We start from the raw sequence: 21,794 nt of genomic DNA, 5'->3' as shown, positions 1-21,794 counted from the left end.
ACTTGACAGTAGGGTATGCCTCATCCCAAAAAACTGAACCAAGCTCTGGCCCAGCCGCTGGAAAATGAGTGAATACGCCAAATAGCCGCACGCGCCTTCATGTGTAAAAAGGCAGCGTTCGGCTGGACATCGGGATATATATTAGGCTGAACTTAGACATCAAAGTGTCAACGGCACCGACGAGCGCTCACGCTGCAGGAATACGGCAAGCTCACGATATCCGACCTCATGCAGAAGCGCGCGCGCCTTCTCCAGATGCTCGGACAGCTTCGCCGGATCATGGGCATCCGAGCCTACGGTGAGCGGGATACCTAGCGCCAACGCCTCCTCCAGCATGCGGCGGCTCGGGAACATCTCTGCACAGGGCTTGGATAGCCCCGATGCATTCAGCTCGATTGCCCGCCCGCTGCGGGCAACGGCCGAGAGTGTAGAGCGCTCCAGCTCACGCAGCTCCTCCGCTTCTTCTGGCTTCGGATAGTGGCCGAAACGCTTAATGACATCCAGATGCCCCAAGATGTCGTACAAACCGGTAGCTGCCGCTTTGGAAACCGCATCATAATAAGTCCGGTACACCTCCAGCACATTTTTGCCTTCCCAATGGTGTACCTGACGGAAATCCGTGACATCCCACTCCCCGAGAAAATGTACAGAACCAATCACATAATCCCACGGATATGCGGTGATGATGTCTTCGATTTCCCGTTCCCAACCCTCGATGTAGTCGCCTTCCAAGCCGACACGAATGTCAATCTGTCCCTTATAGTGTTCTTTTAATTCGAGACATTCTTCCACATACCGGGGCAGCTCTTCCATTGGCATCGCCATCTCCGGGTAATAGTCGGCCGGATTTACATGCAGTAACGGCATGTGATCGGACAGGCCGAGCTGATCCAGCCCCAGCCGAATACCCTGCTGCACATACTCTTCCAGATTTCCTATCGCATGACCGCAGCGGGCATGATGCGTATGATAGTCAATTTTCATGAGGCACTCCCCTCTTCCAGCGCTACAACACCCATTTTAATCACGACGGGGACGCTCATGGCGGCGGTTCAGCTCAGCCAGTACATCATCCAACGGTAGTTTGCGCTCCTGTAACAGTACCAGCAAGTGATAGATCAGATCGCTGACCTCCAGACGCAGCTCCTCATTATCTTTATTCTTGGCAGCAATGATCGTCTCGGATGCTTCTTCGCCAACCTTTTTCAGAATCTTATCCACGCCTTTGTCAAAAAGGTAGGTCGTATAGGCCCCTTCAGGACGTGTCACTTCCCGCTCCCTAATGATTGCTTCCAACTGGGCAAGCACCTCAAAGCGGTTTGTTGCAGCATGAGTCGTGCCTGGTTGAGTCGCCACCAACGCCTGGCCCCCGGCATTTCCCGTAGCAGGAGCTATAACTGTTCCTGGCGCGGAAATATCACGGAAAAAGCAGCTCGTCGCTCCGGTATGACAAACAGGACCATTCGGAATTACACGTACAAGCAGAGCGTCACCGTCACAATCCAACTGGATGGAGGTGATTTTTTGCGTATTCCCCGAGGTTGCCCCCTTGTGCCACAGCTCCTGTCTGGAACGAGACCAAAACCAAGTCTCTCCCGATTCCAGAGAAAGCTTCAGCGATTCTCGATTCATATAGGCCAGCGTCAATACTTGTAGCGTAGCATCATCCTGCACAATCGCCGAGACAAGCCCTGCTTCATTCCAGCGGATATTATCCAATACCTGTTCCAGAGATAGCTGCTGGTTCAATTCGTTGCTCATCGTATCTCCACTCCTCTACGCTTCAAATCCCGTTTTAGCTCGGGGATTCCTATTTCTTTATAGTGAAAAATCGTTGCCGCTAATCCGGCATCTGCTTTACCCACCGTAAACACGTCATAAAAATGCTCCTGCTTGCCAGCTCCACCGGAAGCAATGACTGGAATACCCACGGTATCCGACACCGCAGAGGTCAATGGCAGGTCAAAACCATCCTTGGTTCCGTCCGCATTCATGCTGGTCAACAAAATTTCGCCTGCCCCTAGCCGTTCAGCCTCCTTGGCCCAGGCCAAGGCCCGAATGCCGGATGGCGTGCGGCCTCCGTGCGTATACACTTCCCATTCGCCCCAAGCCTCATTGTACTTGGCATCAATCGCGACTACGATGCATTGTGAGCCAAAGCTGCGCGCACCCTCCGCAATCAGCTGAGGGTTACGAACGGCCGCCGTATTAATGCCGATTTTATCAGCCCCTGCACGCAGGATGCGCTTCATATCATCGACATGCGATATCCCGCCGCCCACGGTGAAGGGAATTGCAATTTCCCCCGCTGTCTGACGAACCACCTCTTCCATGGTGGCGCGACCTTCAACCGAAGCAGAAATATCCAGAAATATGATTTCGTCTGCGCCTTCCTGGTCATAAAGCGCCGCCAGCTCTACCGGATCGCCTGCATCGCGTAAGTTCACAAAATTGACGCCCTTAACCACCCTGCCATCCTTTACGTCCAAGCAGGGAATAATACGTTTAGCCAGCATGCCTATCCCCCTATGCCTTTGCTACGGCTTGTACGGCGACCTGTAAATCAATGCTGCCTGTATACAACGCCTTACCCACAATAGCGCCGCCTACACCTTTTTGCGCATAGGCACTTAACGTAATCAGATCGTCCATCTTGCTGACACCGCCGGATGCAATCACGGTGCGTCCACTGCTTTTCGCAAGCGCCACGATCGCCTCCACATTCGGACCCTGCATCATTCCATCGCGGGAAATATCCGTAAAAATAAACGTTTCTGCGCCCTTGGAGGCCAGCTCAGCCGCCAGTTCATCTGCACGAACCTCTGAGGTTTCGAGCCACCCTCGCGTCGCTACATAGCCATTTCGCGCATCCAGACCGATGGCGATCCGATCACCATACGTAGCCAACACCGCTTCCGTAAAAGCACGGTCCTCAATCGCCGCCGTACCCAAAATCACGCGGCTCACGCCCAGTGACAACAGGCGCTCTACATGCTCGCGCGTGCGCAAACCGCCGCCCACCTGTACGGGTACTTGCACCGTAGATGCGATGCGTCCGATCAGCTCATCGTTCACAGGTTGACCCGCTTTAGCACCGTCCAGATCGACCAAATGAATGTAGGAGCCGCCCAAGCGCTCCCATTCCCGGGCCACCTCCACCGGATTTTCATTGTATATCGTCTCCTGGCTGTAATCCCCCTGCACCAAACGTACACATTTGCCATCGCGAATATCAATCGCCGGATATATCGTGAACAAAGTATGACCCCCTTGTGAGCTATTCAAAAATACCTATGTGTAATTACGCTCGCTTTTCCGCCTCCGCCAGTTCCAAAAACTGACGAAGCAGTCGCATTCCCATGTCCCCACTCTTCTCTGGATGGAACTGCATACCGTATACATGGCCTCTGCCTACGATAGCTGTTACCGGCCCGCCGTAATCGGTCACCGCCAGCAAATCGCTTTCTACCTCCGGCTTGGCATGATAAGAATGCACAAAATACACATGCCCTTCCTCCAAGCCTTGCAACAATGGATGTTCCGGCTGCGTCATGTGCAGACGATTCCAGCCCATATGCGGCACCTTCACGCCCAGATCAGGAGCAAAGCGCACGACTTTTCCCGGCAAAATATCCAGCCCCTCATGACTGCCATATTCTTCGCCACGAGTGAACAACAACTGCATCCCCAAGCAAACGCCAAGCAACGGCTGTCCGGCGCTCGCAACCTCCTGAATGACTCGGTCCAAGCCGCTGGAACGCAAATGCTCCATAGCGTCTCCGAACGCCCCTACACCTGGCAAAATCACACCGCTGGCGGAACGAATCACTTTTGCATCTCCTGTTACTACAGCCTCATAGCCGAGACGTTCAACCGCCTTGCTCACACTATGCAGATTGCCTCTGCCGTAATCCACAATGGCAATGGACATGGACTACAGCACTCCCTTCGTCGAAGGCACTCCCGTCACCCGTGGATCAATGGATGTCGCTTCATCCAGCGCACGTCCCAGTGCCTTGAATACCGCCTCGATCATATGGTGGGTATTTTGCCCGTAGTGAACGATGACGTGCAGCGTCAGACGAGCCTCCAGCGCGAATTTCCACAGAAATTCATGCACCAGCTCCGTCGAAAAGCTCCCTACCTGCTGTGACGGATACTCTGCACGATACTCAAAATGCGGTCGGTTACTTAGATCAATGACGACTTGCGCGAGCGCTTCATCCATCGGTACAAAAACGCTGGCATAACGCTTGATTCCTTTTTTATCACCTAACGATTCCAACAAGGTTTGCCCCAGACAGATACCAATGTCCTCTACAGTATGGTGATCGTCGATGTCAACATCCCCTCTGGCCTGTACGTTCAGGTCAAACTGTCCGTGCTTGGTGAACAAATCCAGCATATGATTCAGAAAAGGGACATCTGTCTCAATTTCGGCTTGCCCTGTGCCGTCTACCGCAAAAGATAGCTGAATATCCGTTTCGTTCGTCTTCCGGCTGACGCTGCCTGTACGTCCTGCTCCATTATTTTCATTCCCCATCATCATCCACCGCCTTCTTCTCATTGTCCAATCGAACCTGTATCGCCCTTGCGTGACCTTCCAGACCTTCATGGCGGGCAAGCTGCATAATCGTCTCTCCATTGCGCAGCAGCGCTTCCTTGCTGTAATAGATCATACTCGACTTCTTGATAAAATCATCAATATCGACCGGGGAAGAGAACCGTGCGGTTCCATTGGTCGGAATAATGTGGTTAGGACCAGCAAAATAATCCCCTACCGGCTCCGAGCTGTACGCACCCAGGAAAATCGCTCCCGCATTTTCGATCAGACCCACATGTTCCATCGGATTCTCTGTCATGATTTCCAAATGCTCCGGGGCAAGTTTGTTCACAATCTGGATCCCCTCATGCAAAGTGTCCACGACAATAATTGCTCCATAAGCCTCAACCGATGCAGCAGCAATATCTCTGCGCGGCAGCTCTGCCAATTGGCGCTGTACCTCCGCTGACACTTCTTCTGCCAGGCGTTGCGAGGGCGTAACCAGAATGGCCGAAGCCATTTCGTCATGCTCTGCCTGCGAGAGCAGGTCAGCCGCTACATAAGAGGCATTCGCTGTATCGTCAGCCAACACGACAATTTCACTCGGTCCCGCAATACTGTCAATATCCACCGATCCGTACACCTCGCGCTTCGCCAGCGCTACATAAATGTTGCCGGGTCCGCAAATTTTATCGACGGGTTCAATGCTATCTGTCCCGTAAGCGAGAGACGCGATGGCCTGCGCTCCACCAACCCGGTACATTTCTGTCACGCCCGCCTCTGCCGCAGCAACCAGTGTATACGGATCAATTCCCGCCTTGCCGCCTGTTGCCGGGGGTGTCACCATGACGATCTCCGGTACACCGGCCACCTGAGCCGGAATCACATTCATCAGCACCGAGGACGGATAAGCCGCTTTACCGCCCGGAACATACACGCCTACACGCTTCAACGGTCGGATGATCTGACCCAGCAAGCTGCCGTCCGGCTGCAAATCCATCCACGAATTACGTTTTTGCTTCGTATGAAAAGCACGGATATTGTCCGCCGCCTCCTGAATCGCCTGCAAAAAAGAAGGCTCCACCTTGTCATATGCCGCCTTCAATTCTTCCTCCGTCACACGGAGCTGCTCCGCCGTCAGCGATACACCGTCGAACGATTCTGTATACCGCAGGACAGCAGCATCTCCCTCCTGCCGTACCGAACGGATAATCGCACGAACGGCTTCATTTTGATCAGGTGTACCGTAATCGACCTCGCGCTGGAGATTGAAATCACGGGCTGAAACGATCTTCATTTGTCCATTCCCCCTTACTTGCAGCTTGCAGAATATTTCTCCTAACGATAGCCTATTCCTCAGTCCTGCGGTGCCACCGTAGCTGGAATCACCTGATGCAATCGATCACACAGCGCCTGAATCGGGCCATTTTTCATCCGATAGCTGACCCGGTTGGCAATCAGCCGACTCGTAATATCCAAAATACTGATCTGCTCGACCAATCCGTTCTCTCTCAAGGTCTGCCCTGTTTCCACCATATCGACAATTCGGTCTGCCAAGCCGATTAATGGTGCCAGCTCGATAGAACCGTTCAGCTTGATAACCTCCACCTGCTGGCCTTGCTCCCGAAAATACTGGGAAGCCACATTCGGATACTTCGTAGCCACCCGCTGACGAATACCCGGCTGCCAATCCGGCAAAGCAATGACCGACATTCGGCAACGGGCAATCCCCAGATCAAGCAGCTCATACACATCCTTGTTCTCTTCCAGCAAAACATCCTTGCCTACAATGCCGATATCCGCAGCTCCGTACTCCACATACGTGGGAACGTCAACCGGCTTCGCCATAATAAACTCCATTCCCAGTTCAGGCAGTGGAATAACCAGCTTGCGCGTATCATCCACATCTACTGGAATAGGAACCCCCGCTCGACGAAACAGCTCAGAAGCCTGCTTATAAATCCGGCCCTTCGGCATGGCTACCTTCAACGTCTCCGTCATGGCAATTCCCTCCCTTGTACCGGTTGTCTTTCTCCTGCTGTATAGCTATAAACCTCTGCGTACAAATCCTGCTGCTCGCGGCGGCGATCCTCTGGGCCACCCGCCAGTCCTGTAACGACCGTCCGTCCTGCTCCTCGAAGCTGTGCCGCGGCGGATAACGCCTCTCTGCGTCCCTGCTCATCATAACGAATGAGGACCGGGCGCTTCGCCTCGATCTGGATACCGTCCACACCGTCAACGATCCGGTTCGTCTTCAACGCGAATCCCGTGGCAGGAACGGAACGACCAAACTGCTGTAGCAGATTGTCATAACGCCCTCCATTACATACGGGGAATCCGATCTCTGCCGCGTAGCCCTCAAAAGTCATTCCTGTATAATATGAAAAGTCTCCGATCATAGTAAGGTCAATTAGCACATGCTCAGACACGCCGTAACTCTCCAGCACTTCCCAGACCTCGCACAGATGCGCAATGGATTGAATCGTCTGCTGCTCGACGCTAAGACGGGTAGCCTGCTCGCAAATTTCTTTGCCCCCGCGAAGCCGGAGAATAGCCTCCAGCTTATCCCGATGTTCGGTAGGCAAACCCAAAGCTTCAATCGCTGTCCGGTAGCCCACCACATCACGGTTCAATAACAGTTCCTTTAGCGCTTGTTGTTCAGCCTGGCGACCCGGAATGATTTCCTCAAACAGACCGTTCAGGAATCCCACATGCCCCATAGCAATTTTAAAAGAGGACACCCCTGCCGCCTGCAATGATGCAATCGCCAGTGCCACGACCTCCGCATCAGCCTCGGGCGAGTCATCGCCTACCAGCTCCACACCCGTCTGGAAAAACTCCGCTTCTCTTCCCACCTCTTCCTCAATCGCCCGAAATACATTTGCGTGATAGGAAAGCCGGAGTGGTACTTCCTCTTCCTTCAACAGCGACGATACCACACGCGCAATCGGCGCGGTCATATCAGATCGCAGCACCAGCGTAGTTCCGCGGTTATTGAGCAGCTTGAACAGCTTCCGATCCGAAGTAGAACTAGCCACACCCACCGTATCGTAATATTCCATCGTAGGCGTCATAATCTGACGGTAGCCCCAACGCTCCATACATTCGAGTACATTCAATTCAATCGCCCGCAGCTTCGACACCGCACGCGGAAGGTAATCTCGAACCCCTACAGGGATTTCAAATCCTTTTGGCTTGGTCATTCTCTATCACCTCATGATTTCGCAATATCTTTATCATGGTAAAGTGCTAACAAACTAAAGTATATTCGATATATTATCACGGCCTGCTTGTCAACGTCAACCGAACGGGACAGCCCATTTTTATAAGTGGATACTCCACAAAACTTGCCCAACCAACCGAGTAACTAGACATAGCCAGAGCTATATCCCTCTCGCCTATGACCATGGATGTCCATTGACTATCTTTTGTCTGATGTTAATCTTTTTTATTCATCCATATATTTTTAACATTTTATTTGATAATTTAGAAATTAATGAAGTGTGTCTTAGGAACTATTCTGTCGACAATATAATTTATCATTTTTAAAATTGCTTTTGATTAAGAGAAATAAAGTTTATATTTTCTGATTTTTTCCCAAAAAAAATATATTATTTTCAGAAAAAAAACATGATTAACCCTAAAACGCTATATATATCAGAAATTTTATATGAAAATATAAATTAATATTTATTTTTCTTTTATTTGACAAAAAAAGAGCGCAGTTGTTAAATGAAAATATAAAAAATACAGGAGCTGTTGCAAAGTGAGGACAGTTAATGAAATTGACCAAGTAGTAGATGAGAAAGAACGTGATCACCGTAGGTTTTTAAAAGGAGCATCCTCTGTTTATACGCTTGGTGGCTATTTTCCTACAGAATTAATTTTATTCAGCAAAGCAAAACCTGTCTCTTTAGATTGGATTAAACAAGTTGACTCAGGCTCTGTTTTGTTCTTTATGAGTTCCTACTGTAGCGCTTGCCATATGGAAGTGATGGAAGATTTCATAGAAGAGTTTCCTCAGTTTGATTATGGAATCTTCTATGAAACCTCAGAGGAACAATTTGCTGAACATACTAAACCGTTTCTTGGTAAAGCTCACTTGTACCCATGTGATTTGGGCAGATTGAAACCTCAGACGCAGGTAAACTCTGTACCGTATGCCCTAGTGTTAAATAAAATGGGACAAGTTACCGGTGCTGGAGTCATCGGTACGGATACAGAAATGCAGCAGGTAGCCTATTCTTTACTGGCTGTCTATGCAAGTAACAACGACAAAAAATGAATCAGCTATTCAAAACTTTAAAATACTCCAAAATTTCTTTCATCAAAGTATTTCAATTTAACAAGCCTATTGTCCTATTCTCCTTAGCCGTGTATATATTTAATTCGATCCAATCTAATATCAATATTTATTTGACTGGAATGTTGGTAAATCAATTTCAAAGCCAAAGCATCAGCATTGTTATTCAAACGATTATGATGATTGCGGGATTACAAATTTTCAAGTTAATATTGGACACTTTTTCAAGATATAAAAATCTCCAGTTAAGCATTAACTTTGCTCAAAGATCTCAAGCTGATTTAATTCATATTGTTGCCCAGACTGAACTACTTGATAAGGAACATCCCAAGTTTAAATCTGATTTTTTGTATTGGAGCTATGCAAGCGGTCAATATTACAATTCATATTTAGGGACAATTCAACTAACACAGCAGATTATCACTTCAATTCTAGGATTTTATTTATTATCTTCTTCTTTTATATTATTGGGTCTAATGGCTGTCATCATAGGTATTATTAGAGGAGCAGTCGAATTAAGTTCCGTTCGACACAGAGTACTACTGAATCAGGAAATACAAAAAAAAACGCGGGAGCACTACTATTACTTTTTCCTCTTAACAGAAACCCAACATCAAAAAGAAATGATGTTATACAGACTCGTCAACCATTTCAAAGAAAGTTGGGAAACAGCTAAGAAAAAAGTGAATATGCTGGAGCTAAAACTAGAGAAGCTGAACATAAATAGGTACCGGGTGGGGCAATTATTATCGACTTTGAATTATTCTGTCATTCTAATCATCATTGCTGTTCTAATTGCCAATCAACGCTTAACCATAGGCGATTATGTAACTATTACAATGGCGCTATCTATGACAGAAAATAATATTGCTGCTTTATTCCAAGGACTCTCTACCTTAATGGAGAGCGCAAACCATATTGAACAGCTAGAAAACAACAAAGAGCTCGTTCAAAGACAGAGCATCTCTACCCAAGAAACAGGTTCATCCCCGTTTTTTTTTCATCAAGAAATTAAGGTAAATGATCTTACATTTTATTATCCGAATCGGGAGAAGCCAGCTTTATCTCACATTTCATTACGTATTCCAAAAGGGAAAAAGATTGCTATTGTTGGGGCCAACGGATCGGGCAAGTCCACACTCATTAAAGTACTGTTGGGTCTTTACAAAGTGCCTCCCCATGTCGTTTTTATAGATGATGTGGGTATAGAGCAAATCAACAGAGAAGATATGTGGCAGAAAACGAGCGCTGTATTTCAGGATTTCATTAAATATACAACAGATGTACGGGAAAATGTGGCAGTCGGTAATATAGGCCAACTCCATAATTCGGAGCGTATTGAACATATTTTAGAGAATCTTGGATTATTAGATGAGTTCCCCAAAGGTATTGATACAAAACTGGGTAATTTGGATGATGATTCGGTCAATTTGTCAGGTGGACAGTGGCAAAAACTTGCTTTATCTCGAATTTTTATTCGAGATAAAGATGAAGTGATTGTGCTGGATGAGCCTACAGCGGCGCTCGATCCCATGAGCGAGGTGAACCTGATGAATCAGATTCTTGCTCACTGTTATGATAAGACGGTTCTACTTATTTCGCATCGGATTGGTATAGCCAGACAAGCTGATCACATCATTGTCATGCAGGATGGGGGAATTGCTGAAGAAGGAACACATCAGGAGTTAATTATCGGCACCGGACCATACCAAATGATGTGGGAACAACAGAGAGAATGGTACGAGTGAATAATCGTTCTGGAGGTATAACAATATGGGTACAAGTACCAATAAGAAGAAAGAAGATGTGGGATTGCCTGTGGGATCATCACTTCCTTCTCAAGAAATACAAGCTTTTACAGGGGAACTATGCCAACTTGATGAATTAGATAAGCCCTCTATTATGATATTTATCTCGATGTACTGTTCATTCTGTATTGATTTGTTGCCGCATTTATCGCAAATCCAGCAGGAGCATAGCGATTATCAGTTGATGCTATTCTCCACCGGAGATGATGACGATCACCGCGATATGATTGAATATTTTAAATGGAATTTTCCCGTTTTTCATATGGATCAGAGTGAAATGGAAAATTGGTTTAATATCATTCAGATGCCATTTATGCTCGTTACAAACCAGCATAAAGTGATTTGTAAAGGTGTCGCTTATGACGCAGTTGGAGCTGCCCAATTAATTTCCAACGTATAAAATTTTTTTCTACGAAGGGAGGTGAGAAACTATGGCTTGTGGTTGCGGCGCAAAAGGTTTATTAGGTAAATATCGCTCAGGTAGTGCTTCATGTGTAATCAGTGCATGTTATGCAAATGGAGTACAATCTCCTAAACAAATGTATCAAAAATTTATGATTTGGTGTGAAGGAGATAGTGACTACCATCCTTGTGATGAACTGATCGGTTGTTGTTAGTAATAACTTATTACCTTAGGAAGAAGGGATATTTCCCCTTCTTCCTTTATCATCAGGAGGTGAGAATAATGAATGCACAAATAATCATCTGTGATCAAATTCAAAACAATAAACAAGCGAAAGGCCACACACTTGGGACGATCCTCAATCACGTCCATATTCCAGTTCTCCCTTTTGTACTGAAGTTACATGTTCTCGTCAAAATTTCAGACTTTCCGTCGAGAGAATCACTCGATATGCAGCTTCGCATCTACGATGAGCAGGACAAAATAATCGGTACGACAAGCCGTCTGGTATTACGTAATTATCGAGACTTGGATATGATTCCTGGTGTAGATGCCCAACTGGAGTTGTCTCTTGTAATCGTGCAATCCGGCAACATTCGAATCAAGTGTTTTATTGATGAAGAAGAAGTGACATGGTATCCATTGATGATTAGGCTAGCTGAGGCTTCATAATCCTATAAATAAAGGTGACTTTTCTTAAAGGAGCATCTATATGTCAGAAACTATCGCCTTAATTTGTGATATGATCATTGCTGTGCTTTTTTTCACATCTTTTTATGCCAAAATTGGTGAAATAGAAGGTTTCAAATACGAAATTTATTCCTATCAGGTAGTCCGTTCCATGAAGCTTGTTCAACTCGCTGCTTATGCGGTTCTTACTGCTGAGGGCATATTGTTTGTGTCTTTTGCGGCCGGTATACTGGATGGTTTCAAAGAGTGGGCATGTATTCTCCTCATGCTTTTTTTCAGCGTGTTTACAATACGTAAAAGAATGCGAACGGGTGTTACGACATGTGCGTGCTTCGGAGAGATGAAATGGCTGAACCGTACCCCAATTATGCGGAACATCGCTATTATTCTGATTTTACTTGTAGATCTTTTGGTTACGAGAAGTACCAATATATTTCTCGCGACAAACCTAATTCTGCTGACAGTCAGCATAGGGTTTGTGATGGAACTGGCACGAATGAAATTCAACGAGAAGAGGGAACATTATGATTCTATGGTTTAGTGGCCTAAATCTGCTTTTATTCGTACTGCTTGGGGTACTTCTATGGAACCAAAAAAAGAAAGAAAATCAGCATATGCAAAGCACCCTGGACATCATTAAGCAGCAATCTTCCCAAAACTCAGGTATCGTGATCTGCCTCTCCTACCATTCCGCTATGCATAAAGCTTTATGTGAACTGATTGATCGCGTTGCCAAGAATAAGCTGGTTATTATATACGATGCTCCAAAATGGTTATTTCTTAGTAAGCAAAAAAAGTGGGCTTCCCATTTATTAATTCCAGGTACATCCATTCCATACTTAGCAGATAAAACTAGAGTCATTACATTTTTTGAGAATAAATATAATATCATCAATGAACCAACAGAGTATATTGCATACCAATACTTGCAGAATCATTGATTAGATCAACTTACTCCTATAACCCCTCTTTCCTTGATTCTGCTAAAAGCTTCTTTGAAACAACGCGATATGTTATTCAAAATAACGGGTAACTTTGATGGATCATCTCCTCCTCTAATAAGCTACAAAAATTAATTAGAGGGCTAGAACCCAAACGTAGTTGTCCTACTTTTAAAGAAAAACAATCCAAAAAGGCCCCTTTATACTCAAGGGACCTTCTAATTACTCTATTTACCACTATTCGTATCCGATCTTCTCAATTCACGCAGTGGATTACCACCCACAAACGCTCCGGCCGGCACGTCCTTGTGCACAACCGTCCCGGCGGCGACTACCGCCCCATCTCCGATAGTGACACCCGGCAAGATCGTCGCATTCGCACCAATCAACACGTTATTCCCGATCATTACCTTACCAATGCGATACTCCTGTATGAGATATTCATGCGCCAGAATGGTCGTGTTATATCCGATCACCGAATTGTCCCCTATCGTAATATGCTCCGGAAAAAAAACATCCACCATCACCATCAGGCCAAAGGCCGTATGCTGCCCTACCTTCATCCCAAGCACTCTGCGGTAAATGACATTCTTCCAGGAAAGCACGGGACAATACCGGGCGATCTGTATAAAAATAAAGTTTTTAATCCCTTTCCAGCGGCTTACCGTCCGGTAAATCTGCCACAGCGCATTGGGACCTTCCACGGGATAGCGGTCAACCTTCCTCACGATACATCGACACCTTGAAACTCCAGCTTCAGTAAATCCCGCATATCATGCAAAATGTAATCCGGCCCATATCCCCGTAGAGCTTCCTCACCCTTGAGCGACCAGGCTACACCCGCCGATTTCACGCTTGCAGCTTGTGCCGATAGAATATCAAAGGAACTGTCTCCAACCATCAACGTATGCTCTGCTTTGGCGTTCAAGCCAGCCAGCGCCTTAAGCACAGGTTCTGCGTGTGGTTTCGGATGCTCTACGTCGTCCACCGTCACAATATAGTCCATAGACGAGGTCAGATCGAACAGATCAAGCACACGAATCGTAGAGGATCGTATTTTAGTCGTCACAACCCCCAGCTTAATTCCTCGCGCACGCAACTCCTGAATAACCTCGATGACATACGGAAAAGGCTTCACCATTTGGTCGTGATGGAGCAAGTTATAAGCACGATAGCCTTTAACCAGCTCAGACACATCCTTTAATCCCGAAAAGGTACGAAGCTGGTCATCCAGCGTTCCGCCCATATGAGGGATAATATGCTCCCGCGTCAGCGGGTCAGCGTCCGGGTGATTCAAAATGTGCAGAAATGTGCTGATAATCAGCTCATTCGTATCCATAATCGTTCCGTCCAGGTCGAATAAAATCGTATTTATCATAGATGCTCCTTCTTGTCCTCGTCCGTGCCTTCCTTGTGTAGCTTATCCGGCGCAGGCGTTGTCGGAGGAATCGTATCTTGACCCGGGCGGGAAGCCTGTTCCGGCGTCACGTCAGGTACCTGATCGACTCCTATCTTGCTGGAGACAATCGGATCGCTATATTTCGGGACAGATGCCCCTTTACGACGACGAACCACGATGAAAATCACAGCGGCTACAACAATGAAAATAGGGAGCAGTTGCGAGATCCGTACATTACCGTAACTCGGATCTAGATGCCCTGGCTCAAACCCCAGCCATACCATAGGAGACCACAAAGCATTCACAAAAGAAGCCAGCCAATCCGGTCCCTGAAAAGCCAAACTATCCGTCCGTACACGCTCGATGAAAAAACGGCCAATCGAGTACCAAATGAAGTAAAATGCAAACATTTCGCCTGCACGTACAAATTTCATGCGTCGAATGACGAGTAGCAGAATCACACCTACAATACTCCATAGGGATTCATACAGGAATGTAGGATGGTGAAACACCCCGTTAACGTTCATTTGATTCACAATGAAATCCGGCAGATGCAGTTGATTCCGCAAAAAGCTTTCTTCCGTCGGTCCACCGTAGGCTTCCTGATTGACAAAATTACCCCAGCGGCCAATCGCTTGACCGATCAGCAGACCTGGCGCACAAATATCGGCAATCCGCCAGAAATTATAACCCTTATAGCGAAAATAGATGACTGCGCATATAATCGCGCCGATCAATGCGCCGTAGATCGCAATACCGCCATTCCAGATTTTGAAAACATCCCATAGATTATCTCGATAGTCTTCCCATTTGAAGGCTACATAATAAATACGCGCTCCAATAATAGCCGAAGGAACACCCAGCAGCAGCATATCCATAAAAAATTCCTGCGGAATGCCAAATCTTTTACCTTCACGAATGGCGAGATATAAACCCACAAGTGCCGCCAGCCCCAAAATAAGCCCGTACCAATGGACCTTAATTGCCCCGATTGAGAAAGCAATCGGATTCAGCAGTAATGTTGCCGTTGACATATGTTTTTCTCACTCCTTGTTCTTCCTTGCAAACGACTGAACCTTAATCCATATCTTCCATATCTTCAGAAATTGTAGCAGTCAGCTTGTTCGTAAATTGCAGAGCCGCGTTCACGCCCATCTGTTTCAAACGATAGTTCATTGCGGCCACCTCAATAATAACGGCCAAATTTCGGCCCGGACGAACTGGAATCGTAACGAGCGGAACATCCGTGTCAATAATACGTGTCGTTTCTTCATCCAAACCAAGACGGTCATACTGCTTGTCCTGCTGCCATGCCTCCAGACGGACAACCAGCGTAATCCGCTTGTTGTTACGAACTGCACCTGCACCAAACAGCGTCATCACATTAATGATGCCCACGCCGCGAATTTCCAGCAAGTGACGAATCAGTTCCGGCGCCGTACCATGCAACTGAAAATCGGACGTTTGCCGAATTTCCACTGCATCATCTGCTACCAGACGATGCCCCCGTTTAACCAGTTCCAGCGCTGTTTCACTTTTACCAATTCCGCTACTGCCCGTAATGAGCATACCTACACCATACACATCACACAACACACCATGAATGGTGGCGGTAGGAGCCAGCTTTCTTTCAAGAAAACCCGTAATGCGGCTTGATAAAATCGTCGTGGCCATATTAGTACGCAATACAGGGGTATCCCGTTCAGCACTGGCCTCCACCAGTTCTACAGGTACTTCCAGACCACGTGTGATGATGATACACGGAGTCAGCTCCGTACATAGACGCTGCATCCGATCCTTTCTTTCCTCAGGAGGAAGCATACCGAGAAAAGCCAGCTCAGACCTTCCCAAAAGCTGCACCCGCTCCTGTGTGTGGTATTCAAAATACCCAGCCATCTCCAACCCCGGACGATTCAAATCATCCACCGTGATCAGCCTACGCAGACCTTTCTCACCGGAAATAACCTCCATTTGAAATTGCTGTACAAGCTCAGATACCTTTACCTTCTTAGCCATCGTATTCTCCCCTTCATCCTGCATGACCAGATTCTATACGTAATCTTATTTATGTAGCGTCACCCTATCAACCATACAGCCCACTGCCAGCTCATCCTGTGCCAGCCCAAGCCTCACCTTTTTAACATGATTTCGGGCTACCTGTGTTCATGCAGTTGGATTTGTCCAATGTTCGCCTTCATTTACTCCAACAAACCATGCCTGAACCTACATAGACCCATACCAATGTACCCATCGTATCGGAATTTTCCAATGAATGCAATGCCGAAGCTGGAAGCTGTATGGGATATACAAAAAGAGCCGCCTTTCCCCGGCCGGGAAACTGCGGCTCTCTTCTATTGATTAAACTTATTCACCAACCAGAACGCTCAATTCCGATTCCTTATCAAAAATATGAACCTTGTTCATATCAACAGCCAACTTCGCTTTAACACCATCACGAGTATTGGAGCGCCCGTCTACACGGGCAATAATCGTTTCATTTCCTGCGCCACTCAGGTACAACAGCATTTCATGACCGAGATTTTCGGTAACATCCACAGTGGACGTAAAGATCGTATTCGGAGAAGCCTCCAAAAATACGGGCTCTTCATGAATATCCTCAGGACGGATGCCCAGAATAACTTCTTTACCGACATAACCTTTGGTTTTCAAAATCTGTCCCTTACCTTCAGGAACGAACAGATCCAGACCCGGTGCAGTGAAATGCAGTGCGCCGTCCTTCTCAGCCAGCTTACCTGTGATGAAGTTCATCGTAGGAGAGCCGATAAAACCAGCTACGAACAGATTTACTGGACGGTTGTACAGCTCATCCGGGGATGCGGCTTGTTGAATAATACCATCCTTCATAACAACAATCCGGTCACCCATCGTCATCGCTTCGACCTGGTCATGCGTTACGTAGATAACGGTCGTTTCCAGACGTTTAGCCAGCTTCGTGATTTCCGCACGCATCTGACCACGCAGTTTGGCATCCAGATTGGACAATGGCTCATCCATCAAGAACACTTGCGGGTCACGTACAATCGCACGTCCCAAGGCCACACGCTGACGTTGACCACCTGATAGCGCTTTCGGCTTGCGATCCAGTAGATGCTCGATATCAAGGATTTTAGCCGCCTCACGTACACGCTTATCAATTTCTTCTTTCTTCACCTTGCGAAGTTTCAGACCAAAAGCCATGTTTTGGTATACGTTCATATGCGGATACAAGGCATAGGATTGGAAAACCATCGCAATATCGCGATCCTTTGGAGCTACATCGTTCACAACACGATCTCCAATGTACAATTTGCCGTCCGAGATTTCTTCCAGACCAGCGATCATACGGAGCGTAGTAGATTTACCACAACCGGAAGGACCGACCAATACGAGGAATTCTTTATCTTGAATGTCCAAATTGACATCAACAACCGTAGCTTTATCTGCACCCGGGTATTTTTTGAAAATATGCTCTAAGCGTACACCAGCCATAGCTTTTGCCTCCCCAAGATCAAGTTTTGAAATCGAATACATTTCTTACTTGTATCTTACCCTAGTACCCACTTCGTAGCTATTCGCAAACTGCACAAAAATGCTATTTCCTTTTTGTCACTTTGTACAATAGTAGAAAAAGCTTGACCAAAACCGCATCATTAAACGTACGCACATCCAATCCCGTCTCCTGTTTAATTTTGTCCAAACGGTAAATCAACGTATTCCGATGTACATAAAGGCGCTTAGCCGTCTCACTCACATTACAATCCAATTGAAAAAAGATATCCAATGTAGCCATCGTCTCAGCGTCCTCCAACATGACGGACGACCGCATAACCTGCTCCAAAAATTGCACGCGTTGCTCCTTCGGAATACGGTTTAATAACCTCTCCAAATGCAACTCCCATGAAAAGTGGATATGCTCTGTTACATGAAAAATTTTACCAAGATGGATCGTCTCCCATAATAAATTCAGCTCTTTGGGAAGACTTTTCAATAGTATAGACGGTTTGGATACCGCCAAATGAAATACACCTACCCACTCATTTGCGATAAGCTCGTATAAACCCAGGCTGAAAGCCGTAAGAACCTCCTCCAGCGATTCCGTAAAATCCGCATCCCTGGTTTCTACATCTTTATCCCGGTCGTCTTCTGTTCCCAACAGTAGCTCCTTTTTAGCCATAATCAGCCAAGACTGTTCATCCAGTGGAGTAAGCAGCACATTCCCTCCAAAATAACTGGCTAACAATCGATGTAGCTGACTGTAGGCAATAGCGCCCCCCTGTGTTCCTTCACCAGTCAGTACAATGGGAACCATATACGCCAACAACGAATCCCGAAGCCCCAACTCATCAGGAACCTCTTCTTCATTCTGTAGGTTGCCAGCCTGCTGTATGAGCCATTGTCCAAAACGCTTCATTCGCTCTTCCTCAGCATAAACCGGGTTATCGGGCTGTTGCGTCCCCGTCCCATCCTGCCAGAATTGCTCCATGTTCCAGAGTAGCGCCTCAATCAGCTTCCGTTCCCGATCCGTCAAATGCTTCGCCTCTACCGCAAAGGCAGCCGATTCGCCTGCTACCACACGGAACGGGAAATATATTTTGCTATCACGTACAAATGACTTATCCGGTACAGCCGATTCTGCTGACTGACCTTCTGCAATCATTTCCGGACACCAAGGCAGTATAGTAAAAGGTGCTTGAATAATATTCTGAAGCTGTTGCTGTATCCATTCCGTATCCAAAGCCACGCGATCACCACTTCACTTTTTTTAGAATAACCTCTAAGCGAACATAATGAACCTATTATAACCTGTCGATACCTTAAAATAAAAAAGTTAGTAAGAAACATAACCTAAATCCATGCAAATATGCATACAAAAAAAGTCATCAACTTGTAGTTGATGACTTTCGATGAGCCATGAAGGACTCGAACCTTCGACACCCTGATTAAAAGTCAGGTGCTCTACCAACTGAGCTAATGGCTCATAAAACTGGTGGAGGATGATGGATTCGAACCACCGAACCCGTAAGGGAGCAGATTTACAGTCTGATGCGTTTGGCCACTTCGCTAATCCTCCATATAAAGGTGGCTCGGGACGGAATCGAACCGCCGACACGAGGATTTTCAGTCCTCTGCTCTACCGACTGAGCTACCGAGCCATATCCATCAACAAAAAAATAAAGTGCGGAGGGATCCCCCTTCCCACTTTAGTACGTAAAACTATCATATTGAAAAATGGCGGAACTGACGGGATTCGAACCCGCGATCTCCTGCGTGACAGGCAGGCATGTTAGGCCTCTACACCACAGTTCCCTGAATTTTTCAAAAATGGTGCCGGCGAGAGGACTTGAACCCCCAACCTACTGATTACAAGTCAGTTGCTCTACCAGTTGAGCTACACCGGCACAATGGTGGAGGCTGAGGGGCTCGAACCCCCGACCCTCTGCTTGTAAGGCAGATGCTCTCCCAGCTGAGCTAAGCCTCCTGGGTATGTATGGTAGCGGCGGAGGGGATCGAACCCCCGACCTCACGGGTATGAACCGTACGCTCTAGCCAGCTGAGCTACACCGCCATAACATAATATTTTGCTAGCTTGTCCTAAATGGCGGAGAGAGAGGGATTCGAACCCTCGCACCACTTTCGCAGTCTAACCCCTTAGCAGAGGGTCCCCTTATAGCCACTTGGGTATCTCTCCATGTAAATGGACTAACTTAGCAAAAATTCCGCGCGTTATTCTATACATCACCATAGTGAATTAGAATACCAAGCGTAATTTCAAGGTGTTACACCCTGAAAACTGGATCCGAAACTCGATTTGCGTTTTATTCTTAGGATAAGCCCTCGACCGATTAGTATTGGTCAGCTCCATGCATTACTGCACTTCCACCCCCAACCTATCTACCTCGTCGTCTTCAAGGGGTCTTACATACTGGGAAATCTCATCTTGAGGGGGGCTTCACGCTTAGATGCTTTCAGCGCTTATCCCTTCCGTACATAGCTACCCAGCGGTGCTCCTGGCGGAACAACTGGTACACCAGCGGTACGTCCATCCCGGTCCTCTCGTACTAAGGACAGCTCCTCTCAAATTTCCTACGCCCACGACAGATAGGGACCGAACTGTCTCACGACGTTCTGAACCCAGCTCGCGTACCGCTTTAATGGGCGAACAGCCCAACCCTTGGGACCTACTTCAGCCCCAGGATGCGATGAGCCGACATCGAGGTGCCAAACCTCCCCGTCGATGTGGACTCTTGGGGGAGATAAGCCTGTTATCCCCAGGGTAGCTTTTATCCGTTGAGCGATGGCCCTTCCATGCGGTACCACCGGATCACTAAGCCCGACTTTCGTCCCTGCTCGACTTGTTGGTCTCGCAGTCAAGCTCCCTTCTGCCTTTGCACTCTTCGAATGATTTCCAACCATTCTGAGGGAACCTTGGGGCGCCTCCGTTACTCTTTAGGAGGCGACCGCCCCAGTCAAACTGCCCACCTGACACTGTCCTCGTACCGGATCACGGTACTAAGTTAGAACCTAGATACGATCAGGGTGGTATCCCAAGGATGCCTCCTCTCAAGCTGGCGCTCAAGTCTCTTAGGCTCCCACCTATCCTGTACAGATCGTACCCAAATTCAATATCAAGCTGCAGTAAAGCTCCATGGGGTCTTTCCGTCTTGTCGCGGGTAACCTGCATCTTCACAGGTATTAAAATTTCACCGGATCTCTCGTTGAGACAGCGCCCAAGTCGTTACGCCATTCGTGCGGGTCAGAATTTACCTGACAAGGAATTTCGCTACCTTAGGACCGTTATAGTTACGGCCGCCGTTTACTGGGGCTTCGGTTCATAGCTTCGCCCTAAGGCTTACCACTCCCCTTAACCTTCCAGCACCGGGCAGGCGTCAGCCCGTATACTTCGCCTTGCGGCTTCGCACAGACCTGTGTTTTTGCTAAACAGTCGCTTGGGCCTTTTCACTGCGGCCCCCTCGGGCTATTCACCCTACCGAGGCACCCCTTCTCCCGAAGTTACGGGGTCATTTTGCCGAGTTCCTTAACGAGAGTTCTTCCGCGCGCCTTAGAATTCTCTTCTCGCCTACCTGTGTCGGTTTGCGGTACGGGCACCTTCTCCTGGCTAGAGGCTTTTCTTGGCAGTCTGAGATCATGACCTTCGCTACTACAATTTTCGCTCCCCATCACAGCCCAGCCTTAACGATGTGCGGATTTGCCTACACACCAGCCTCACTGCTTAGACGGACATCCATCAGTCCGCGTCACTACCCTACTGCGTCACCCCATCGCTCATAGCGGATTACGGTGGTACAGGAATTTCGACCTGTTGTCCTTCGACTACGCCTTTCGGCCTCGCCTTAGGTCCCGACTTACCCTGAGCGGACGAACCTTCCTCAGGAACCCTTAGGCTTTCGGCGGATCTGATTCTCACAGATCTTTTCGTTACTCATACCGGCATTCTCACTTGAATGCAGTCCAGCGCTCCTTCCGGTACACCTTCAACCCGCATTCAACGCTCCCCTACCCCTGATACCTAAATATCAAGCCATAGCTTCGGTGGCGTGTTTAGCCCCGTTACATTTTCGGCGCAGAGTCACTCGACCAGTGAGCTATTACGCACTCTTTCAATGGTGGCTGCTTCTAAGCCAACATCCTGGTTGTCTGTGCAACTCCACATCCTTTCCCACTTAACACACACTTGGGGACCTTAGC

General features: G+C 47.6%; 21 protein-coding genes, 8 tRNA genes and 1 rRNA gene (1 of these 30 running past the window's edge). 6 read left to right on the top strand and 24 right to left on the bottom strand.

Features of this window, described 5'->3' with window-relative positions:
• Positions 1-159 precede the first annotated feature (159 nt).
• From hisJ to HPL003_RS08200, 9 genes are read right to left on the bottom strand one after another with little or no spacing between them, the layout of a single operon-like run.
• Entirely contained in the window at positions 160-984 is an 825-nt protein-coding gene (hisJ, locus tag HPL003_RS08240; protein ID WP_014279165.1) for a histidinol-phosphatase HisJ, read from the bottom strand.
• Positions 985-1,020: 36 nt separating this feature from the next.
• Complete coding sequence (gene hisIE, locus HPL003_RS08235) at positions 1,021-1,761, bottom strand: bifunctional phosphoribosyl-AMP cyclohydrolase/phosphoribosyl-ATP diphosphatase HisIE (RefSeq protein ID WP_014279163.1); 741 nt, start codon at positions 1,759-1,761, stop codon at positions 1,021-1,023.
• Positions 1,758-2,516, bottom strand: a complete 759-nt coding sequence (gene hisF, locus HPL003_RS08230; protein ID WP_014279162.1) for an imidazole glycerol phosphate synthase subunit HisF — start codon at positions 2,514-2,516, stop codon at positions 1,758-1,760. The genes hisIE and hisF overlap by 4 nt, the downstream gene beginning before the upstream one ends.
• Positions 2,517-2,526: 10 nt before the next feature.
• Positions 2,527-3,258, bottom strand: coding sequence for a 1-(5-phosphoribosyl)-5-[(5-phosphoribosylamino)methylideneamino]imidazole-4-carboxamide isomerase (gene hisA, locus HPL003_RS08225; protein WP_014279161.1), 732 nt, complete (start codon positions 3,256-3,258; stop codon positions 2,527-2,529).
• A 43-nt stretch (positions 3,259-3,301) separates the two neighbouring features.
• Positions 3,302-3,931: an imidazole glycerol phosphate synthase subunit HisH gene (gene hisH, locus HPL003_RS08220; RefSeq protein ID WP_014279160.1), complete on the bottom strand. Its 630-nt coding sequence runs from the start codon at positions 3,929-3,931 to the stop codon at positions 3,302-3,304.
• Between the two features lie 3 nt (positions 3,932-3,934).
• Positions 3,935-4,543 (bottom strand): imidazoleglycerol-phosphate dehydratase HisB, encoded by a 609-nt coding sequence (hisB, locus tag HPL003_RS08215; protein WP_014279159.1) that lies wholly within the window; start codon positions 4,541-4,543, stop codon positions 3,935-3,937.
• Positions 4,533-5,840 carry a histidinol dehydrogenase gene (gene hisD / locus HPL003_RS08210; protein WP_014279158.1) on the bottom strand — a complete coding sequence of 436 codons (1,308 nt, stop codon included), beginning with the start codon at positions 5,838-5,840 and terminating at the stop codon, positions 4,533-4,535. The genes hisB and hisD overlap by 11 nt, the downstream gene beginning before the upstream one ends.
• Positions 5,841-5,899: 59 nt before the next feature.
• On the bottom strand, positions 5,900-6,544 hold the full coding sequence (hisG, locus tag HPL003_RS08205; RefSeq protein WP_014279157.1) for an ATP phosphoribosyltransferase: 645 nt from the start codon (positions 6,542-6,544) through the stop codon (positions 5,900-5,902).
• Positions 6,541-7,746, bottom strand: coding sequence for an ATP phosphoribosyltransferase regulatory subunit (locus tag HPL003_RS08200; RefSeq protein WP_014279156.1), 1,206 nt, complete (start codon positions 7,744-7,746; stop codon positions 6,541-6,543). The genes hisG and HPL003_RS08200 overlap by 4 nt, the downstream gene beginning before the upstream one ends.
• 563 nt (positions 7,747-8,309) lie before the next feature.
• On the opposite strand from HPL003_RS08200, the gene HPL003_RS08195 reads away from it, so the two are divergent.
• The 6 genes from HPL003_RS08195 (at position 8,310) to HPL003_RS08170 (ending at position 12,688) form a co-directional block, all read left to right on the top strand.
• Positions 8,310-8,828, top strand: a complete 519-nt coding sequence (locus HPL003_RS08195; protein ID WP_014279155.1) for a thioredoxin domain-containing protein — start codon at positions 8,310-8,312, stop codon at positions 8,826-8,828.
• The gene (locus HPL003_RS08190) at positions 8,825-10,594 is read left to right on the top strand and encodes an ATP-binding cassette domain-containing protein (RefSeq protein WP_014279154.1); all 1,770 of its coding nucleotides are present in this window, start codon (positions 8,825-8,827) and stop codon (positions 10,592-10,594) included. The genes HPL003_RS08195 and HPL003_RS08190 overlap by 4 nt, the downstream gene beginning before the upstream one ends.
• Before the next feature lie 25 nt (positions 10,595-10,619).
• Positions 10,620-11,054, top strand: a complete 435-nt coding sequence (locus HPL003_RS08185) for a TlpA family protein disulfide reductase (RefSeq protein WP_014279153.1) — start codon at positions 10,620-10,622, stop codon at positions 11,052-11,054.
• Between the two features lie 285 nt (positions 11,055-11,339).
• Positions 11,340-11,729, top strand: coding sequence for a hypothetical protein (locus HPL003_RS08180; RefSeq protein WP_014279152.1), 390 nt, complete (start codon positions 11,340-11,342; stop codon positions 11,727-11,729).
• A gap of 40 nt (positions 11,730-11,769) precedes the next feature.
• A complete protein-coding gene (locus HPL003_RS08175; RefSeq protein ID WP_014279151.1) occupies positions 11,770-12,288 on the top strand; it encodes a MauE/DoxX family redox-associated membrane protein in 519 nt (172 codons plus the stop codon).
• On the top strand, positions 12,272-12,688 hold the full coding sequence (locus HPL003_RS08170; RefSeq protein ID WP_014279150.1) for a hypothetical protein: 417 nt from the start codon (positions 12,272-12,274) through the stop codon (positions 12,686-12,688). The genes HPL003_RS08175 and HPL003_RS08170 overlap by 17 nt, the downstream gene beginning before the upstream one ends.
• A gap of 227 nt (positions 12,689-12,915) precedes the next feature.
• Here HPL003_RS08170 and HPL003_RS08165 read toward each other — a convergent pair whose 3' ends face one another.
• The 15 genes from HPL003_RS08165 to HPL003_RS08095 all read right to left on the bottom strand — a co-directional run.
• Positions 12,916-13,416 (bottom strand): acyltransferase, encoded by a 501-nt coding sequence (locus HPL003_RS08165; RefSeq protein ID WP_014279149.1) that lies wholly within the window; start codon positions 13,414-13,416, stop codon positions 12,916-12,918.
• Positions 13,413-14,066, bottom strand: a complete 654-nt coding sequence (gene ppaX / locus HPL003_RS08160) for a pyrophosphatase PpaX (protein ID WP_014279148.1) — start codon at positions 14,064-14,066, stop codon at positions 13,413-13,415. Before ppaX ends, HPL003_RS08165 begins: the two co-directional genes overlap by 4 nt.
• Positions 14,063-15,121 (bottom strand): prolipoprotein diacylglyceryl transferase, encoded by a 1,059-nt coding sequence (lgt, locus tag HPL003_RS08155; RefSeq protein WP_014279147.1) that lies wholly within the window; start codon positions 15,119-15,121, stop codon positions 14,063-14,065. Before lgt ends, ppaX begins: the two co-directional genes overlap by 4 nt.
• Positions 15,122-15,164: 43 nt before the next feature.
• Positions 15,165-16,103 (bottom strand): HPr(Ser) kinase/phosphatase, encoded by a 939-nt coding sequence (gene hprK, locus HPL003_RS08150; RefSeq protein WP_014279146.1) that lies wholly within the window; start codon positions 16,101-16,103, stop codon positions 15,165-15,167.
• A 348-nt stretch (positions 16,104-16,451) separates the two neighbouring features.
• Positions 16,452-17,576 (bottom strand): ABC transporter ATP-binding protein, encoded by a 1,125-nt coding sequence (locus tag HPL003_RS08145; protein ID WP_014279145.1) that lies wholly within the window; start codon positions 17,574-17,576, stop codon positions 16,452-16,454.
• 103 nt (positions 17,577-17,679) lie between these two features.
• Positions 17,680-18,828: a PucR family transcriptional regulator gene (locus HPL003_RS08140; protein WP_014279144.1), complete on the bottom strand. Its 1,149-nt coding sequence runs from the start codon at positions 18,826-18,828 to the stop codon at positions 17,680-17,682.
• A gap of 164 nt (positions 18,829-18,992) precedes the next feature.
• A tRNA-Lys gene (locus tag HPL003_RS08135) sits at positions 18,993-19,065 on the bottom strand.
• 7 nt (positions 19,066-19,072) lie between these two features.
• Positions 19,073-19,158 (bottom strand) — tRNA-Tyr (locus HPL003_RS08130).
• Between the two features lie 9 nt (positions 19,159-19,167).
• A tRNA-Phe gene (locus HPL003_RS08125) sits at positions 19,168-19,240 on the bottom strand.
• A gap of 77 nt (positions 19,241-19,317) precedes the next feature.
• Positions 19,318-19,394, bottom strand: a tRNA-Asp gene (locus HPL003_RS08120).
• Positions 19,395-19,410: 16 nt separating this feature from the next.
• Positions 19,411-19,486, bottom strand: a tRNA-Thr gene (locus HPL003_RS08115).
• 4 nt (positions 19,487-19,490) lie between these two features.
• Positions 19,491-19,566, bottom strand: a tRNA-Val gene (locus tag HPL003_RS08110).
• A 10-nt stretch (positions 19,567-19,576) separates the two neighbouring features.
• Positions 19,577-19,653, bottom strand: a tRNA-Met gene (locus HPL003_RS08105).
• A gap of 31 nt (positions 19,654-19,684) precedes the next feature.
• Positions 19,685-19,776, bottom strand: a tRNA-Ser gene (locus HPL003_RS08100).
• 134 nt (positions 19,777-19,910) lie between these two features.
• Positions 19,911-21,794 (bottom strand): 23S ribosomal RNA (locus tag HPL003_RS08095); it runs 1,045 nt beyond the window's last position.

Origin of the sequence: Paenibacillus terrae HPL-003 (genome assembly GCF_000235585.1) — a bacterium.
Lineage (GTDB): Bacteria > Bacillota > Bacilli > Paenibacillales > Paenibacillaceae > Paenibacillus > Paenibacillus terrae_B.
Note: the sequence above shows the minus strand (reverse complement) of the source record. Positions and strands in the feature narration are given on the sequence as shown.